The 17159-nt window shown below is 62.9% G+C and carries 19 protein-coding genes, 1 tRNA gene and 1 pseudogene; 11 read left to right on the top strand and 10 right to left on the bottom strand.

Annotation, left to right across the window (positions count from 1 at the left end; translation table 11 throughout):
• Positions 1–66 precede the first annotated feature (66 nt).
• Complete coding sequence (locus V1277_RS08695) at positions 67–1053, bottom strand: NAD-dependent epimerase/dehydratase family protein (protein ID WP_334373184.1); 987 nt, start codon at positions 1051–1053, stop codon at positions 67–69.
• A gap of 311 nt (positions 1054–1364) precedes the next feature.
• Here V1277_RS08695 and V1277_RS08690 point away from each other — a divergent pair, with 311 nt between their 5' ends.
• On the top strand, positions 1365–2522 hold the full coding sequence (locus tag V1277_RS08690; protein ID WP_334415821.1) for a DUF898 family protein: 1158 nt from the start codon (positions 1365–1367) through the stop codon (positions 2520–2522).
• 21 nt (positions 2523–2543) lie between these two features.
• Positions 2544–3647, top strand: coding sequence for a M48 family metallopeptidase (locus V1277_RS08685; RefSeq protein WP_334415820.1), 1104 nt, complete (start codon positions 2544–2546; stop codon positions 3645–3647).
• A 6-nt stretch (positions 3648–3653) separates the two neighbouring features.
• Here V1277_RS08685 and V1277_RS08680 read toward each other — a convergent pair whose 3' ends face one another.
• The 3 genes from V1277_RS08680 to V1277_RS08670 form a co-directional block, all read right to left on the bottom strand.
• Positions 3654–4652 carry a LysR family transcriptional regulator gene (locus V1277_RS08680; RefSeq protein ID WP_334415819.1) on the bottom strand — a complete coding sequence of 333 codons (999 nt, stop codon included), beginning with the start codon at positions 4650–4652 and terminating at the stop codon, positions 3654–3656.
• 151 nt (positions 4653–4803) lie between these two features.
• Positions 4804–5529 carry a DUF2927 domain-containing protein gene (locus V1277_RS08675; RefSeq protein WP_334420315.1) on the bottom strand — a complete coding sequence of 242 codons (726 nt, stop codon included), beginning with the start codon at positions 5527–5529 and terminating at the stop codon, positions 4804–4806.
• A gap of 184 nt (positions 5530–5713) precedes the next feature.
• On the bottom strand, positions 5714–6319 hold the full coding sequence (locus V1277_RS08670) for a L,D-transpeptidase (RefSeq protein ID WP_334415818.1): 606 nt from the start codon (positions 6317–6319) through the stop codon (positions 5714–5716).
• A gap of 229 nt (positions 6320–6548) precedes the next feature.
• On the opposite strand from V1277_RS08670, the gene V1277_RS08665 reads away from it, so the two are divergent.
• From V1277_RS08665 to V1277_RS08645, 5 genes are all read left to right on the top strand, one after another.
• Positions 6549–8096: an acetolactate synthase large subunit gene (locus V1277_RS08665; protein ID WP_334415817.1), complete on the top strand. Its 1548-nt coding sequence runs from the start codon at positions 6549–6551 to the stop codon at positions 8094–8096.
• Positions 8097–8131: 35 nt separating this feature from the next.
• The gene (locus V1277_RS08660) at positions 8132–8647 is read left to right on the top strand and encodes a hypothetical protein (protein ID WP_334415816.1); all 516 of its coding nucleotides are present in this window, start codon (positions 8132–8134) and stop codon (positions 8645–8647) included.
• A 22-nt stretch (positions 8648–8669) separates the two neighbouring features.
• Entirely contained in the window at positions 8670–9989 is a 1320-nt protein-coding gene (locus V1277_RS08655) for a M20/M25/M40 family metallo-hydrolase (RefSeq protein WP_334415815.1), read from the top strand.
• 122 nt (positions 9990–10111) lie between these two features.
• Entirely contained in the window at positions 10112–10291 is a 180-nt protein-coding gene (locus V1277_RS08650) for a hypothetical protein (RefSeq protein ID WP_334415814.1), read from the top strand.
• A 102-nt stretch (positions 10292–10393) separates the two neighbouring features.
• Positions 10394–10534: a hypothetical protein gene (locus tag V1277_RS08645; RefSeq protein WP_334377238.1), complete on the top strand. Its 141-nt coding sequence runs from the start codon at positions 10394–10396 to the stop codon at positions 10532–10534.
• A 72-nt stretch (positions 10535–10606) separates the two neighbouring features.
• On the opposite strand, the gene V1277_RS08640 is transcribed toward V1277_RS08645, so the two are convergent.
• Positions 10607–10870: a hypothetical protein gene (locus V1277_RS08640; RefSeq protein WP_334415813.1), complete on the bottom strand. Its 264-nt coding sequence runs from the start codon at positions 10868–10870 to the stop codon at positions 10607–10609.
• Positions 10871–11793: 923 nt separating this feature from the next.
• The gene (locus V1277_RS08635) at positions 11794–11922 is read right to left on the bottom strand and encodes a hypothetical protein (protein ID WP_334373203.1); all 129 of its coding nucleotides are present in this window, start codon (positions 11920–11922) and stop codon (positions 11794–11796) included.
• A 180-nt stretch (positions 11923–12102) separates the two neighbouring features.
• Here V1277_RS08635 and V1277_RS08630 point away from each other — a divergent pair, with 180 nt between their 5' ends.
• Positions 12103–12303: a hypothetical protein gene (locus V1277_RS08630; RefSeq protein ID WP_334415812.1), complete on the top strand. Its 201-nt coding sequence runs from the start codon at positions 12103–12105 to the stop codon at positions 12301–12303.
• Positions 12304–12400: 97 nt separating this feature from the next.
• On the top strand, positions 12401–12550 hold the full coding sequence (locus V1277_RS08625) for a hypothetical protein (protein ID WP_334415811.1): 150 nt from the start codon (positions 12401–12403) through the stop codon (positions 12548–12550).
• A gap of 105 nt (positions 12551–12655) precedes the next feature.
• Here the strand turns inward: V1277_RS08625 and V1277_RS08620 are convergent.
• The 3 genes and pseudogenes from V1277_RS08620 to V1277_RS08610 all read right to left on the bottom strand — a co-directional run bounded on the left by V1277_RS08620 (position 12656) and on the right by V1277_RS08610 (position 14883).
• Positions 12656–12730 (bottom strand) — tRNA-Val (locus V1277_RS08620).
• Between the two features lie 117 nt (positions 12731–12847).
• A pseudogene (locus V1277_RS08615) lies at positions 12848–14127 on the bottom strand (hypothetical protein).
• 129 nt (positions 14128–14256) lie between these two features.
• Positions 14257–14883: a DUF1134 domain-containing protein gene (locus tag V1277_RS08610; protein WP_334373213.1), complete on the bottom strand. Its 627-nt coding sequence runs from the start codon at positions 14881–14883 to the stop codon at positions 14257–14259.
• 110 nt (positions 14884–14993) lie between these two features.
• On the opposite strand from V1277_RS08610, the gene V1277_RS08605 reads away from it, so the two are divergent.
• Positions 14994–15500, top strand: coding sequence for a YHS domain-containing (seleno)protein (locus V1277_RS08605; RefSeq protein WP_334415810.1), 507 nt, complete (start codon positions 14994–14996; stop codon positions 15498–15500).
• A gap of 10 nt (positions 15501–15510) precedes the next feature.
• Here the strand turns inward: V1277_RS08605 and cysQ are convergent, their stop codons facing one another.
• A complete protein-coding gene (gene cysQ, locus V1277_RS08600; RefSeq protein ID WP_334415809.1) occupies positions 15511–16338 on the bottom strand; it encodes a 3'(2'),5'-bisphosphate nucleotidase CysQ in 828 nt (275 codons plus the stop codon).
• Positions 16339–16489: 151 nt separating this feature from the next.
• Here cysQ and chpT point away from each other — a divergent pair, with 151 nt between their 5' ends.
• Positions 16490–17137, top strand: coding sequence for a histidine phosphotransferase ChpT (gene chpT / locus V1277_RS08595; RefSeq protein WP_334373217.1), 648 nt, complete (start codon positions 16490–16492; stop codon positions 17135–17137).
• The last annotated feature ends 22 nt before the right edge of the window (positions 17138–17159 follow it).

Raw genomic sequence — 17159 nt, 5'->3', positions numbered from 1 at the left:
ACCCTAACCGGACATGACGCGGACGGTTGGCCCTGCGGGACGGGTGTTGCTGAACTATCACCTGAGTCAACTATGAAGTCGGCTCGCGTGCCATGCCTTAAGAACGGCCTTCTCTTCATCAGCTGTGAGACCGGTAACCGGTCCGCCGGCGGCGCGCGCCCAAAACAACGTGTCGCGGGCGGTCTCCGCAAGGGCTCGCACGGTCAAGCCGGACTCACGCGCCGGCGACGTGTCGCGCGTGTTGAAGCCCGCAAACTCCGGTAGCGGCAGCCACAGCGGCAGCGAACGCGGGCCAGACCATCGCTTGATGTCGTGGCTCTCCAGAAACGCGCGATCAACCCAGGTGAACGTGCAGGACGAGCCAAGGGCGTCCGCGCATCCTGCTAAGAACTGGCCGCGCGTGACCGATGGCCCAATGCCATCAAAAATCCCGGTCAGACGGGTTTGCGCGGCATGCACGATCCATTGGGCAAGATCGCGTACGTCGATGAGTTGGACCGCATCATCCGGCGTTCCAGGCACGAGCACCTCGCCGCCTCGATCAAGCCGTGTGGGCCAATAGGTGAACCGACCCGTTGGGTCCTCTGGACCTACAATCAGTCCGGCCCTGCAAATAAATGCGTTCTCGCCGATCGCCTGCTCGCACGCGACCTTGGCGGCACCATAGATCTCCTCGCTGCTGTGCTCGATCTCCGGTGCTGTGGGCGCCCGGAGGGGAGCGGCATCAGCACGCTGCCCGATCGTGCAGTTGTCGGCATATACGCTGACTGTCGAGACAAAGGTCCAATGCGCGACGCGATGCTTGAGCGCCGCGACTCCGCGACGCACCTGGCCGGGATGACGCGACACATCAACGACGGCATCGAACTCCTCGTGGGCAAGCGGCGCGAGGCCGTCCGGTTCGTCGCGGTCCACACGGATAAAGCGAGCCCGGCTCGGAACTGCACCAGCGACGCCTCGAGCGGCGCATGTCACGTTATGCCCCATCGCACAGGCGTGGACGGCGATTGCGCGCCCGAGAAACTGCGTGCCGCCAAGAATCAAGAGGCGCATTGGTACACCCAGAGAAAGCAGCTGATCGGACGAAGTCTCAGAAGTGACAAGGAATAGTCGCGCAACCGTAAGTAATCCAGAGGTAACGCGCCCAAACGCGAGATTGGGATGACCGCTATTCGCTCTTGTCGGACTTCAGGTGATGTTCGGCTTCCGTGCCCAAACCACTGCAAAGCGGACTTGGATCAAGCGATCTCCGCCAATCTCGATTGATGAGCTCACCACTATAGCAAGCGATTGTGGGACCTGGGTCACACAACAACCGGCAAATCTGTGGTTTGATCCGCTACCGTTCGCGCTGGAGTTGAACCATGAACCAGATGAGCTGGCCGCCGCAGGTGCCGCCACCGCAGCCTTTGCCCGTGCCGCCGCCAATGCCGGTGGCATTTTCGGGCAGTCGCGGCGAATTCTTCGATCTGGTCAAGCGCGGCGCGGGGCTGGAATTCGTCACCCTCGGGTTCTACCGGTTTTGGCTGCTCACCGACATCCGCCGCCATCTCTGGGCCAACACCCATGTCGACGGCGACGCCGCGGAATATACCGGCCGCGGCAAGGAATTGCTGATCGGATTTTTGGTCGCGCTCGCGATCCTGGTGCCGGTCTATCTCGGCTACTTTCTGGTCGGCCTCGAGGCCGAGCATATCCAGGCGTTTGCCAGTATTCCGCTGGTCGCGTTCTTCTATGTGTTCGGGCAGTTCGCGATCTACCGCGCGCGCCGTTACCGGCTGACGCGCACGGTGTGGCGCGGCCTGCGGTTCTGGATGACCGGATCGGGCTGGGCCTACGCGGCGCGGGCGACACTGTGGGGCCTGTTGTCGGCGGTGACGCTCGGGCTGGCGCTGCCGTGGCGCTCGGCCGCGCTCGAACGCTACAAGATGCGCCACACCTTCTACGGCGACCTGCAGGGTAGTTTTGAGGGGCGCGGCTGGGAGTTTTTCAAGCGTGGCTGGTGGCTGTGGCTGCTGGCGCCCGTCGCCATGATGGTGTATCCGCTCGCGCCGTTCATCTACGGGGCCTTCAAGGCGATCGAATGGCGCTGGTGGCTCTCGGGCATCCGGTTTGGCGGCGTGCGTGTGGAATCGTCCTTGCCCAAGAGCGCGCTGATCGGCCTGTACTGGAAAGTCATCGGCTGGATCGTGGTGCTCGGATTGGTGTTCTCGGCCTATCTGGCGCTGTCGGCGGCATTGGTCGCCAGCATGAGCGGCGATTCATTCAGCGAATTTTTCAAGTCGCAGGAATTTGCGAAGAGCATCCCGCTTCTGGTGCTCGCCGGTATCGGCTATCTTGCCTTCGCGCTGGCGATGAATATCGTGATCCGGGTCTATCTGTTGCGTGACCTCTGGGTCAGGGTGCTCGGATCGGTCAATGTCAGCGGTATCGAGGCAGCCGCCAACGTTTCGGCGCGCGGCGGAATGGCCAGCGCGCTTGGCGAAGGATTTGCCGACGGCCTCGATGTCGGCGGCTTCTAAGGCATCAGAGTCCTGATAGTCATGGATAGCGATACACCAACGCCTGCAAAATCGACCACGCTCGGTTCGGTGGCCTATTTCGACGGAACGTCGAGCCGGCGACGCATGGTGACGCTCCGCCTTGCCGACCGGCTCGAAATCGACGAGGGCGAACAAGCACTGGCGGCGTGGGCCTACGCCGACATCCGCCGCGCCGACAGTCCGGCCGATGTGCTGCGCCTGAGCTGCCTGACCGCTCCTGCGCTGGCACGACTGGAGGTTCGCGACAAGGAGCTTGCCAACGAGCTGGTCTCGCGCTGCACTGACATCGATGACCACATGATCGGCCGCCGCGGCGTTGCCGCTATCGTCGGCTGGTCGCTCGCGGCCGCGGTGTCGATCGTCGCCGTGGTGCTGTTCGGACTTCCGCTCGCGGCTGATCGCCTCACGCCGCTGGTGCCCGAAGCGTTCGAACGGCGGCTCGGCGATGTCGCAGACAGTCAGGTCAAGACGATGTTCGATGCCAAGGTGTGCGACAATGCCGCCGGACAAAAGGCCTTCACCAAACTCATGACAGCACTTCGGGAATCCGCGGGCCTCGACACGTCGGTGCAGTCGGGCGTGTTGTCGAGTTCGGTGCCGAATGCCTTCGCGCTGCCGGGCGGCAAGGTCTATCTGTTCAACGGATTATTGGCGAAGGCCGAGAACGCCGACGAGATTGCGGGCGTGCTGGCCCATGAGCTCGGCCATCTCAAGCATCGCGACAGCATGCGCGCAATGATTCACAACGGCGGCACCTCGTTCCTGATCGGATTGCTGTTCGGCGATATCACGGGCTCGAGCGCGCTGATCTTCGGCTCGCGCACGCTGGTGACGTCGTCGCATTCGCGCGAAGCCGAGAACGACGCCGACAGTTTTGCGATCGACGTCATGCACCGGCTCGGCCGGCCGGCGAAGCCGACCGGGGAATTGCTGCTTCGGGTCACTGGAAAGGAGGGCAAGGGCCTCTCCATCATCTCCACCCATCCCTTGAGCGAGGACCGGCTGGCACGGATGAGCCGGCAAGACCCGCCGGCCAGCGGGCCGCCGCTGCTTTCGGCTGAGGAATGGAAGGCGCTGAAATCGATCTGCAGCGCCAAGATTTGAAGTCTACTACCTACGGGCGCTCTTCCGTGATCTCGCCGCTTCGATTGGCGCAGGCGCCGCGCCGGCCGGCTTCAAGTCCCATACCGCCTGCATGGCCGAGAAGGCTTGTGCAATCATCGGCTCGTGGCGCCGCGACGTCAGGCAGGCGAAACCGAGATCACAGGTCAGCGCCACCTTGTCGGCAATCACGAAATTCCGTTTGCTCGTGACGCGGTCGAGCACGCTGTCGCGGGCGAGGCCGAGGCCATTGCCGCCTTCGACAAGATCGATCATGGCTTCTTCCTGATCGGCGAAAGCGACGCGCTTCGGCGATGAGCCCATCGACCGGAACACGTCGTCGAGCAGCCTCCGCTGCGCCGAGTCATGCGGCGTTCCGATCCAGGGCAGGTCGGCAAGGTCGGCCCAGTCCTTGCCCACCACCTTGCCGCTCCATTCGCGTGGAGCGATCACGCGGTAGTCGAAGCGCGTCAGCGCCATGAGCTGGAACTTGCCATCGTCGACGGTGCGTTCGGACAGCATCCCTGACGTAAGCAATCCGGCGGGCGTGGCATCGATGTAGTATCCCACGTCGAGCTCGCCTCTGCCGATCTGCGCCAGTACGTCCTCGGTCATGCCGTAGCGGAGGAAGACTTCGGTCTTTTTCGAGGAGGTGGCGAGGCTTCGCACGAACGGACCGAGCCGGATCGACTCGGGATCAAGGATCGTGCCGACGCGCAACGTGCCGCGCAGCGATTCGCGCAAGGAATCCGCCGCTGTCCTGAAATCGGCCGACGCCGAGACCGTCCGATGCGCAAGCGGCAGCAGGGCGGCACCCGCTTCTGTCAGGGTAAAGCCGCCCGGCGTCCGGTTGAAAAGCTGCAAGCCGGTGCTCTCCTCCAGGCCCTTCAATTGCAGGCTGACGGCAGGCTGGGTCAGGTGCAGCAAGGTGGCCGCGCGCGAAACTGTGCCTTCGCGGGCCACGGTGATGAAGCAGCGCAAGGCCTGGATCCGCGGCAGGTCGTTCATTTGAAGGACTTATAGGAGGCACCCATGACCCCCATTAGACAGGATTTGCTCTTGGAAGTCACAACCTTTCATCGATAAAACTTGGCGTTGTCATTGGAAAAAGGTGGATAGCCCCGATTTGGGGGCCGAGACGGAATCGCCCCGCGGCCAGTCACTGCGGCAGGTTGTTGACCTTTCGCACCCAGGTGCGCACGTCGGCCAGCACATCCGGCAGCAGCGCCTTGACCTCCTGAACGGTCATGCCGGGCTTGATCCGGGGATCGTAGAGCAGGTTGAGGAGATATTGGTCGTAGATATCGAAATAGCCCCTCGACACATTGTCGTTGAACATGGTCCAGGGCACGGTCGAGGTATCGTTGATCGGCCCGAGCGACTGCAGCAGTTCCTCATAGGCGCAATCGAAGAAGACGAAGTCGCCATTGTCGACGGTGAGAATCACGTCGGAATGCTCGATTTCGAATTTCTCGTTCTTGCGAAAGCCGGACAGGCATTGCGGGTCGAGCGAAGAGCGGATCTGGCGCGCCCGCTCGCTGCCGTAGAAGGCCGCAATCGTACGCTGGAGATCGCGGTCGCGCACCAGCTTGACCTGCACATTGGCGTCTTCGCTGGTTTCGACCATCGCGATGTCGAGGTGCTGAACGCGCGCGGCGATGTCGGCGACGATTTTCGCAAGCTGCGCCTTGCGGTCGGCGCGCGTGCCGTCGGCAAATACCCGCACCGGTCCGTCATATTTGCGGATACGGTCGACGCGGCCGGCGAGATGATACTCGGCGCCGAAGGCGATCTTCAGAAAGCCTTCGACGATCTCGCTGTCGGTGAAGATCTTTTTCTCAGTGCGCTGACGCTGTGCGATGGCGGGAATATCGGCGAAGGCCATGTACGGCGTGGAGATTTCGCCGAGTGCCGCGGCGCATAGAGCAGCCGCTAGCGTCCGTACATACAGCAATCGGCGGGGCGTGCGCATTCAAACAACGCTGCAGCAATTGGCGCGTGCGTGCAAGGCTCGAAAGGCTCGATCACGCGCTTGCGCGCATGACACCCAATTCCGGGATGGCTATAGCCTAATTCCTAACGATAACCGGCGTGCCGATGCGGACGCGGCTATAGAGATCGGTTACGTCCTCATTGGTCATGCGGAAACAGCCGGACGAGACCGCCTGTCCGATCGTCTCGGGCTCGTTGGAGCCGTGGATGCGGTACAGCGTCGATCCCAGATACATCGCCCGCGCGCCGAGCGGGTTGTCGATGCCGCCTGCCATGTGGCGCGGCAGGTCGGGCCGGCGCCGGAGCATCTGAGCCGGCGGCGTCCAGCTCGGCCATTCCTTCTTCGCGGTGACGCGGTGGGTTCCGCTCCAGCGGAAGCCGTCCCGGCCGACACCAATGCCGTAGCGGATCGCCTGGCCGTTGCCGAGCACGAGATAGAGCCGGCGTTCGGCGGTGTTGATGAGAATTGTGCCGGGGGCAAGATTGCCGGCAAAGTTCACCGTCGTACGCGGGATCGGACTCGCTCCGCTGGGCATGCCGGGCCGAAAGAAGCCGGGGCCGCCGCCCATGATGTCGCGCGAGTCTTCAAAGAAGAAACCTTGAAATAAACCTTGGGCCTGCGCGTTGCCGGCCCCCGCCAGCACAGTGAGTGCCGCAAACAGCAAAGCAAAAGCCCGGATCATTGTTCTCCCTCGCGAAAAAATCTGAATATGCAGGTCGAGACAGGCCATAATTGCGGCGATCGTGCAAGCAACGAGCCCGTGACCACAGCCATTTTCAAACACCGCGGTTAAAAAAGACAACATGCCGGAAACGATGGCTGCATTGTTCCGCTAAACCTTTGACGAAACGTGCGAACAATGTTTGATCGTTAGCCACTCTTAAGAACAAAGCGCGAAGGGGAATGAGACCATGAACGGTGCGGAAAGTCTGGTGCGGACATTGGTCGCGGGCGGGGTGGACGTCTGCTTCAGCAATCCCGGCACCTCGGAGATGCATTTCGTCGCCGCACTGGATCGGGTCGAGGGAATGCGCTGCGTGCTCGGCCTGTTCGAGGGCGTGGTGACGGGGGCTGCCGACGGCTATTACCGCATGAAGGGCACGCCGGCCTCGACGCTGTTGCATCTCGGGCCCGGCCTCGCCAATGGTCTTGCCAACCTGCACAACGCCAAGAAGGCCAATTCCGGCATCGTCAACATCGTCGGCCAGCACGCGACCTACCATATCGGCTACAACGCCCCGCTGACATCAGACATCGAAGGGCTGGCACGGCCGATGTCGTCCTGGGTGCGGACCTCGCCGGATGCCAAATCCGTTGCCGCCGATGGCGCTGCCGCGATCGCCGCCGCCAAGAGTTCGCCGCCGCAGATTGCCACGCTGATCCTGCCCGCCGACACTGCCTGGAACGAGGCCGACGGCATCGCGCCAGCGCCGGCGGAAAGCCAGCGCGCCAATTATTCCGCGCAGGCCGTCGACAATGCCGCCAAGGTTTTGCGCAACGGCGGCGCGTCGACGCTGTTGCTGATGACCGGCAGCGCGCTGACCGAGCAGGGGCTGGCGCTGGCTGCCCAGATCGCAGGCAAGACCGGCTGCAAGGTGATGGGCCAGACCTACAATCCACGCATGGCGCGCGGCAGGGGCCGGTTCGCGATCGACCGCATTCCTTACGTGATCGAGCAGGCGCTGCCGATCCTGAAGGATTTTAAGAATATCGTATTGGTTGAGGCCAACGACCCCGTGGCGTTCTTCGCCTATCCGAACAAGCCGAGCATGCTGAAGCCGCAGGGGTGCGAAGTGCACCGGATGACCGCGGGCGCCGAAAATTCCGTTGCTGCGCTGGAAGCGCTGGCTGGCGCACTGCACGCGCAGCCGCAGGACCGGCAGCCGCAAAAGATGGTCGAAATCGCCAAACCGACCGGCGCGCTGACGCACGTCTCGATCGCGCAGGCGATTGCGATGGCGATCCCGGAAAACGCCATCGTGGTCGATGAATCCATCACCACCGGGCGCGGCTTCTTTCCGCCGACGGCCGCTGCCGCCCCGCACGACTGGCTACAGAACATGGGCGGCTCGATCGGCTTCTCCACCCCGGTCGCAACGGGTGCCGCGGTCGCGTGCCCGGACCGCAAGGTGATCTGCATGGTCGGCGACGGCAGCGCGATGTACACGCTGCAATCGCTGTGGACGCAGGCGCGCGAAGGCCTAAACGTCGTCACGATCGTATTCGCCAATAAGATCTACCAGATTCTGCGCGGCGAATTCGACGGCGTCGGCGCCGGCGAGCCGGGGCAGCGCGCGCAGGATATGCTCAAGATCGACCGTCCCGACCTCGACTTCGTGGCGCTTGCCAAGGGCATGGGCGTGCCGGGCCGCGCGGTCGCCAATGCCGACGACTTCAACAAGGCCCTGGCGGAAGCCGTCGCCGAACCGGGGCCGCGGCTAATCGAAGTGCAGATGTAAGGCGGCGGATACCGCTCGCCTTCTGGGGAGGCGCCATGCAGACCGAACTGGACAAGGTCGTCACCGCACTTCACGAGTTTTATGCACGCGAAACTTTCCTGCTCGAACGGGATGTCGGCGAGCGCGCGCTGACGCACCGGCTGGCGGTGCAGTTCGAAACGCAATTCCCGGGCTGGGAGGTCGACTGCGAATACGACCGGCTCGGCGACCGCACGCTGCGGCTGCCGCACGGATCCACCGTCTCGACCGACGATCACCTCGCAAAATCGATCTATCCCGACATCGTGGTGCACCAGCGCGCCATTCCCAACAACCTGCTCGCGGTCGAGGTGCGCAAATCGGTCAATCATCAGCCGCTCGAACATGACAGGCACAAGCTGCGGGCCCTGACCGATCCGCATTTGTGGTTCGCCTACTGGATCGGCGTGCTGCTGACGCTGGGCAAGACCCACGTCGCGATGTCGGAGGTCTATACTAGCGGCGTTCTCGACCAGGCCATGTCCGGCTGGTTCGCGCAGCGACTGAAGGATGCAGGGCTAAGCGCCGGATAAAGCCTGCAAACGGAGAACTTTGATGACGCTCGGTCGATCGATCCTGGCCATCGCATTTGTCGCCGTCGTACAGCACGCTCTGGTGCAGCAGGCCGCCGCGCAAGCTTCCGCGCCCGATCTGGAAGCCATTCTGGCCCATCCCAAGATAGCCAAGACGCTCGACGACATCACGGCCGACGACGAGCGGACATTTGCCGAGCAGAAGCGCATCACCGAAATCCCGGCGCCGCCGTTCAAGGAAAAAGTCCGTGCCGAATATTTTCAGAAGCGGATGCAGGAGCTCGGCTTCAAGGATGCGTCGATCGATGCCGAAGGCAATGTGCTCGCGCTACGCAAGGGCAGTGGCAGCGGCCGGCCCAAGCTCGTGGTTTCCGCGCATCTCGACACGGTGTTTCCCGAAGGCACCGACGTCACGGTGAAGGAAAAAGACGGCGCGATCGTAGCGCCAGGTATCGGCGACGATTCACGCGGCCTTGCGGCGCTGCTGTCGCTGATCAAAGTGATGAACGAAAATGGGATCGCGACCGTCGGCGATATCCTGTTCGTCGGCACCGTCGGCGAGGAAGAGCTCGGCAATCTCCGCGGTGTGAAGGCGCTGTTCCGCGATCACACCGATATCGACGGCTTCATCTCGATCGACGGGCTCGGCATCACCCGCGTCGTCAACCAGGCGACCGGCAGCCATCGCTACGAGTTCACCTTCAAGGGCCCGGGCGGGCACTCGTTCCAGGAATTCGGACTGCCGAGCGCGACGCACGCGATGGGCCGGGCGATCGCGAAAATTTCCGAGCTGCAGCCGCCGTCCGATCCGAAGACCACGTTTACCGTCGGCACCGTGACCGGCGGCACCTCGGTCAACGCCATCGCCGCGGAAGCGCGAATGGCCGTCGACATGCGCTCGAATTCGACCGAGGAACTGCTCAAGCTCGAGGCGCGGCTGCTCGAACTCGTGAAGGAAGCGGTGGCGGATGAGAACGTGCGCTGGAAGTCCGACAAGATGACGGTCGAGGCAAAACTGATCGGCGACCGGCCGGCCGGCATTGTCGCGATGGATTCGCCGATCGTGCAGGCGACCCAGCGCGCGGTCTCTGCCGTTACCAAGGGGCCGCGGCCGACCTTTGCCGGCTCCTCCACCGATTCCAACATCGCGATGTCGCTCGGCATCCCGGCCGTCACCATTGGCGGCGGCGGCGAGGGCGGCAACTGGCACTCGCGCAACGAATGGTACAAGCCAACCAACGCCTGGTACGGCCCGCAGAACGCTCTGTTAACTGTCCTGATCCTGACCGGGCTGGATGGCGTGACCAAACCGGCGCTTGTGGTGAGAAACGCCGCGAAATAGGGGCTGAACTGTCCCCAGCGCCGTTAACCATGCCCCCGATTGGACAAATTGTCGGCCAATTGCGGCCAAAACGCTAACCGAACATCGTTCCCCAGTAGTTCTACGTGCGTAGGGGATGTGGCATGGCGTACAGGATCGTGGCGGAGCGCAAGGACGAGACCGTCAGGATGGACCGAAGCAGCATGCTGGTGGCGGTCGCCAAAGCGAGGGTCTGGGCCAGCGAAGGATGGAAGGTCACCATCATCGTCGGCGACGAAAACGAGATCGCACCGGCCGACGCGCGCCGGCTTTCCTTAGTCTGAATCGAAGAGTAGTGCGCCGTCTCTCCGACGGCCTCCAAATAGAGTGGAACCGGGAACCCGGAGCGACGTTACACTTGCGGGCAGGCTTTTTGGAGCAATGCCATGCAGTGGCGGTCTGCAACCACAGGCGCCGACGAAATGCGCGGCACCGGCGACGACGACATCTCCTATGCAACCGGATGGACCATCAGCGGGCTAGCGACGCTCGGCACCATCGTGGCGATCTGGGTGTTCGGGATCTGATGTAGCTCCATCTCTGCGCGACCCACGCCGCCGGTCACGAGCAGGCCTGCCTTGTCCGGTCAACAGGACGCACTATCGTCGGCGCTGCAGCATCATGTAGTTTGATCTCCTGAACCAGAACAAAAAGGCCGCCCCTTGGGCGGTCTTTTTTTCGTTGTTTTGGTCCTCCCGCGGATTACTAACGGCAAAGCGAATGAACACGTTGTGAACCAAGCGTTCAGGCGCGGTTACGTGGGGTTCCAAATATGGAACTACCGGCTGCCCCAAACGCATTTTCGCCAAACTGATATTGGCTTCTGATTGCGGGGCAGGACCGTTTAAATCGGAGTCCTGCATGCTCAAACAAATCCTTGTTGCGTTTGTCCTTGTTGTAACCGGATCTATCGCTTCGGAAGCCCGTCCTTCCCGCACCGCTCAAATACCCGAATGCAATGTGACCATGCCCTGCGACTTCTCGTTTTCGCAGCCCCGTCGTGAGCGGATTAGTTCTTACGCACATCAAGCGACCGCACAGAGTTACCGTCGCGAATTGGCGGACGTGAGTGTCGATCGCGGTCAAACTGTCGGCGGTCGTCCGGCCGGTTGTCCCCGTTCGTTCTGCGGCTGCGGCGCGTCTATACGTGTTTTCGGCCGGATCGTGCCTGGTCTAAATCTCGCATCCAACTGGCTGCGCTTTCCACGGACATCGCCAGCACCCGGAATGGTCGCTGCGCGGCGTGGGCACGTTTTCGTTCTGGAGCGACATGTCGAAGGCGATACGTGGATAGCATACGATGCGAACTCGGGCGGCCGCGCAACGAGAATTCATGCACGCTCGTTACGCGGATACACGGTTGTTAACCCGCATGCTGCTTGACCATTAGTTCAGCCGCCAATGTAAATTCGACGGCGCGGTTGTGCCAGAATTGGCGCAGCCGCGTTGGCTAAAAAGAAAAGGCCGCCGTTGCGCGACCTGTTTCCTGAAACAGGGTATAAGTGAATTTAATTCAGATGATAATCTCGATCGAGGAAGATATTTAATTCATCAGGGTTGGCATTTGGCCGAATTTGATATCGACGCGATCGTCACCGCGCTATGCGGCTGCACTTGATCCCGCGGCGCCATCGCGCGATAGGAACGAAAATCTGCGAGCTGCATTGGACCGTGTGTCGCACATCCCCGATGCGACATTGACTGAAAGGGACCTCAGCGCCGCCGCTGGGGCCCTTTCTGCTGATGGCCTGCAACGAAGGCTCTGCTGCGAACGCGGGACGCGCGTTTAGAACGCCCGGCGCCGCGGCGGCGGACCGGCTTGCGGGTGGCGCACACGGGTGAGTTCGGAAATAGCGATCAGCGCGGCGCCCGCGATGATGGTGATGGCCGCCATCACAAGAAGGGTTGTAAGCATGGTTTGCTCCCGGAAAGTGCCGCTACCACGACACGCCGGGAATCGTGTTCCGGCAAGACGGGCAAACTACGGGCCGGGACTTATTGGCCAAAGGAAGCAGCCTGCCCGATGAGTCTGGTGCCGGACAGACGGCGATCCGGCACGGGATTTCAATGGCCCTCGTGAACGAGGATCACGGGCATGCCAACACGACGGCACATCAAGCATGAGAAGACCTTCGAAGAGCGGCTGGCCGAAGAGGCCAAGCGCTTTAGAGAGGCGGCAAGGGAGGCGCAGCCCGGCATGGCCCGGGAACTGCTCTTGCGGCGGGCGCGACAGATGGAAGCCGCATCTCGGCTAAACGAATGGCTCCGCTCGCCCGGCATGAGGGCGCCGGAGTAAGGCCGCTCGGCTTCGCCTCTCTCTTTGGCGATCACAACGGACTCCTCAAGGGGAACAGGACGTTCTTGACACGGTTGCCCCGTCAGAGGAGGTGCCCATGACCGAAAAGCCTACGCATCAACAGCTTGAGGAATTGAAGAGGCTCAGCCGGGAGGCCCGCGTCCCCGATCAGTCCGAAATCGTGACCTCGAAGGAAGAGGCCGAAATTCGCATCCGCGACCTGAAGGAAAAAGCCCGCATCGAATAGGTGGCCGATTTCGATGCGCGTACACGCGTCACGCTGGCGACGCGGCTATCTGCCGAATAGGCGGGTACCAAAAGACAAAAGCCCCGGCACTGCGGGGCTTTGGAATGGTGGACGCACAAGGGATCGAACCTTGGACCTCTCCCGTGTGAAGGGAACGCTCTCCCGCTGAGCTATGCGTCCGGGAAGTGTGGGCGAACAATGAGCCCCGTCAGAGCCCGCGATTTACGAAGGACGAGCCCATAGTGTCAAGCGATCAGTCAGGCCGTAACGTCGCGTTTTCGCGTGGGGGCGGGGGAGTTATGCGCCCTGCTGACGGGCTCGCGAAGCGTGCGACTGTAACGCGCGGATGCGTTCGGCCAGCGTCCCGCCGCCTTCCGACATGGCGGGGGCGGCACCGGCGACGTCGTTGGCGGGCTTGGCTGGCACTTTCGCCGGTTCCGCCGCCAGCATAGCCTCGATCGCCGAATTCGGTCCCTCGAGCTGCATCGCGAGTTTTGCAACTTCGGCCGCGATGTCGTTGATGCGCTCGCGAAGCAGTGCGTTTTCCATGCGCTCGGTCGCCCAGGAGCTTTCGGCCTGCTGCTGGATCGCGTTGATGTCGCGCTGCAGTTTGGCGCGCTCGTCGCGGGCGATGCGGAGCTGTTCTTCCACCGCCGCCTTCTCGGTGCGCAATTTTTCCACGATCGACGACTTGCCGCCGCTCATGCCTGCGATCTCCTCGCGCAGTTCGCGCGCGGCGCGTTCGGCGTTTTCGTTCGCCTGCCGGAGCTGATTGTTCTCGTATTCGCGCTCAGCCAGGATCTTGCCTTGCGTCGCCAGCCGCGCTTCGAGGTCGTTGACGCGGTTGCCGAGCATCTCGGCTTCCTTGACCTGGACGATCAATTGCCGGTCGAGATCGGTGACGCGCTGGCTCAAATTTTCGACACGGCTGCGCGCTTCCGTCAATTCGCGCGTCGCATGCTCGGACTCGGCGCGCTCCTGCGCGAGGCGGGTCTGGGTTGCTGAAAATTCCTTCTCGGCGTCGCCGACGCGGCCCTTCAATTCCTCGATCTGCGTGCGCACCGCGACCAGCTCGACCTGGCGGCTGTCCGCCATCATCGAACGATCGTTCAATTCGTGATTGATCCTGGCGAGGTCGGCCTGCTTGTCGGTCAGCGCCTGCTCGGCGTTGCGCAACAGTTCGGTCTTGGCCGCGAATTCCTCTTCGGTGGCGCGTAGCTGCTCTCTTTCATCGCCTTCTCGCGCGCTTCGAGCGCAAAGATCGTGGCGTTCTTCTCGCCGAGCTCGATCTTCATGCGATTGATCGCATCGCTCTTCTTGCCGAGTTCGGCGAGTTGGCTGGTGGTCTTGTTCTTGAGCTGCTCGACGCTCATTTCGAGCCGCCGCGCCGACATGGCGAATTCCGCGCGCAACTGATCCTTGTCGGCCTGGATTTCGGCCATCGACAGCGGCGTCGCCGCCTCCAGCCGCCGGGTCGTCAGCCGCACCGCGCGGTTATGCACCAGCGGCACGATCATCAGGCCGAACAACATCGAGACCAGAAAACCGATCGCCAGATACATGATCGGCTCGATCATGGATGGTTACTCCACACAGACAAGGAATCGTTAATCACATTGCCACGCCAGCCCGACCCTGCGCCAGCCCGATGCCGCGTTAACCTGAATCCGTCCGGGGAGACTTGGCGCCTATGCTTGAAGCTGCGCTTAGAACGGGTTCCAGGTCGCCCGCGGGGTATATTTGAGATACCCGACATTGGCGCCGAGCCTTAAGCCGATGCCGGAACGGATCGGCACCAGCACGATGTTGTTGGCGGTCAGCGCGGTCATGCCGAAGCCACCGACGATATAGGCGGAGCCGTCGATGCCGACGAAGCGCTGATAGATCGCGTTGGTGGCGGGCAGGTTGTAGACCAGCGTCATGGTGCGCGCGCCGTCGCCGCCCCAGTCGAAGCCGACCGACGGCCCCTGCCAGTAGACACGCAAGTCGCCTGCATTCTTGGTGTAGAGCGTGCCTTCGCCGTACCGCAGGCCCGCCACAAAAGCGCCGGAGCCTTCCTCGCCGAGCACATAGCCATTGGGCAAGCCCCATTGGCTCACCGCCCGTTCGATGACCGAAGCGAGGCCGCGCGAGACGTTGCCGAAGAACTTGTGCCCGGCCGACACCAACTCCTCGGGTCCGAATGTCTCGGGACCCGGCTGCCGCTGTGGTGGCGGGTAAGGCCCGCCCGGTGGGGGCGGATAAGGCCCTCCCGGCTGCTGCGCAGAAGCTGGCACGGTCCAGCACATCAGCGCGGCGAACGTCACCGCGGCAAGGCGTGAAGCAAACGTCATGAAAGAACCCCTGGCATCGAAATCTGGCCGCCGCCTTAACCTGACGCCAACAAGCATGGCTCTAGGTTGCGCCCAGTGTCCCCTCGACTCGCATGTTATCGGCACCAACTATGACGGCACAACGGCAGGAAAGATACGGTTCGCGCCCCCAAAGGGCCCTTTTTGCCTTATTGGCAGGGTTTTTTTGCGTTGCTAGCCTTGATTTCGCCGCGCGCGCCGCGACCACCGAGCGGGTGGTGGTGAACCGCTATTCCGGACTCGCCATCGGAGGCTTTGATCCCGTCGCCTATTTTACGGAATCCATGGCCGTCGAGGGTTTACCCGATTTCGAGGCTCGCGAAGCCGGCGCCGTCTGGCGCTTCCGCAACGAGGGCAATCGCGCCTCTTTCGTCGCGCATCCGGAAATCTACGGGCCTCAGTTCGGCGGCTATGATCCGGTCGATCTGGGGCGAGGGGTAACCTATGCAGGCAACCCGCGCTTTTGGGTGGTTGCGGGCCAGCGGCTCTATTTGTTCGGCCGCGAGGACAACCGCGATGCGTTCGCCGCCGAGCCGGCGCGTTTCCTCGAGGAAGCCACCGCACGTTGGCCGGCGCTCGAGCGAGGGCTGGCGCAGTAGCTCGCCCGGGCTACGATTGCACGGCCTTCGGATCACCCCAGGCGATGAATTCCGGAACGATGAAGCCCGTCCGTCCCGTGCCAAATTGCAGGGCGGCGCCGCTTGAATCCGTGATCTTGCCGCCGGCGGCCGCGACGACCGCATGGCCCGCGGCCACGTCCCATTCCGAGGTCGGCGACAGCCGGGGATAGATATCGACGGAACCTTCGGCCACCCGGCCCAATTTGACCGCCGAGCCAAGCTCGCACCGTACGGCCCCCGGTCTTGCGGCAATAAAGGCTTCGGTCCTGGCGTCGCCATGCGAGCGGCTGACCGCCACGGTCCATGGCTGGCCGCGCGGCGGGCAAGGGCGGGTACGTATAGGCTCGACGAGCAGCTTGCCCTTGCCGAGCGTCAGCCGTTCCGCGGCGCGTCCGACAATGCCGCGCCAGATCAGTCCGAGCGCAGGTGCGCTGATAATGCCAAGCAGTGGCGTCCCCTGGGTCACCAGCGCCAGGTTGACGGTGAATTCGTTGCGGCCGGCGACGAATTCCTTGGTGCCGTCAAGCGGGTCGATCAGGAAGAAGCTTTCCATGTAGGGCAGCGCGGACGTTTGGACGCGCTCCTCCGAGAGCGCAGGTATTTCGGGCACTACCTGGGCAAGGCCCTCGGCGATGATTCGGTCGGCCGCCAGATCGGCCTCCGTTACCGGCGAGCCGTCGGTCTTGCCGTCGACCTTCATGGCGGAACGGTTGACGGCAAGGATGGCGGCGCCGGCCCGGATCACGATCTCGGTCAGCGGTTCGATCAGCACTGCTGCGGCCTCACGATCGAGCGTGGGCGGACGTGCCTCATTCATGAGCTCGGCCCATTTGCTGTTCGTCCTGCCTTACCATTGCCGCCCCCTGCTGGCAGCACGGGGCTGCGCAGTGTATCAAACCGATAAGCACGCGTGATTCGTAACGGTCCGCCAGCAATTTGCGACCCCGGCGGCTTTCCAGGAACCCATGATGTCTGGCACTTCATCTCCCGGTCCGGCTCCCGATACCCTCGAACTTGCGGCGCTGTTGTGTTCGCGAGTCTGTCACGATCTCATCAGCCCGGTCGGCGCGATCGTCAATGGGCTTGAGGTGCTTGACGACAACCCGAAGCCCGAAGACCGCGATTTCGCGCTCGATCTGATCCGCAAGAGCGCCAAGACCGCCTCCGCACGGTTGCAGTTCTGCCGCCTGGCGTTTGGCGCCGCGGGATCGGCGGGCGCGCAGATCGATCTCGGCGATGCCCAGACCATGGCACGCGGCCACATCGAGGACGGCAAGATCACCATCACCTGGAATCTGCCGCGCCTGTTGCTGCCGAAGAACCGCGTCAAGCTGCTGTTGAACATGCTGATCATCGCGCAGCAAACGATCCCGCGCGGCGGCACGCTGACGATCGATCCGATCGGCGATGGCGAGACGATGGGTTTTCGCGTCACGTCTTCGGGCCTCAACGCCCGCGTGCCGCAGAACATCGCCAATCTCGTGAGCGCGAGTTCGACCGCGACCGTCGACGCGCATGCGGTGCAGCCTTACTATACGCGGCTGTTGGCGCAGGCCTGCGGGCTGAGCGTGACGCTTGAGCCCGACGGGGAAAAGGTGCTCGTTACTGCTTCCTGAGCGCGCCACCGCGCCGACATGG

Origin of the sequence: Bradyrhizobium sp. AZCC 1588 (genome assembly GCF_036924735.1) — a bacterium.
Lineage (GTDB): Bacteria > Pseudomonadota > Alphaproteobacteria > Rhizobiales > Xanthobacteraceae > Bradyrhizobium.
Note: the sequence above shows the minus strand (reverse complement) of the source record. Positions and strands in the feature narration are given on the sequence as shown.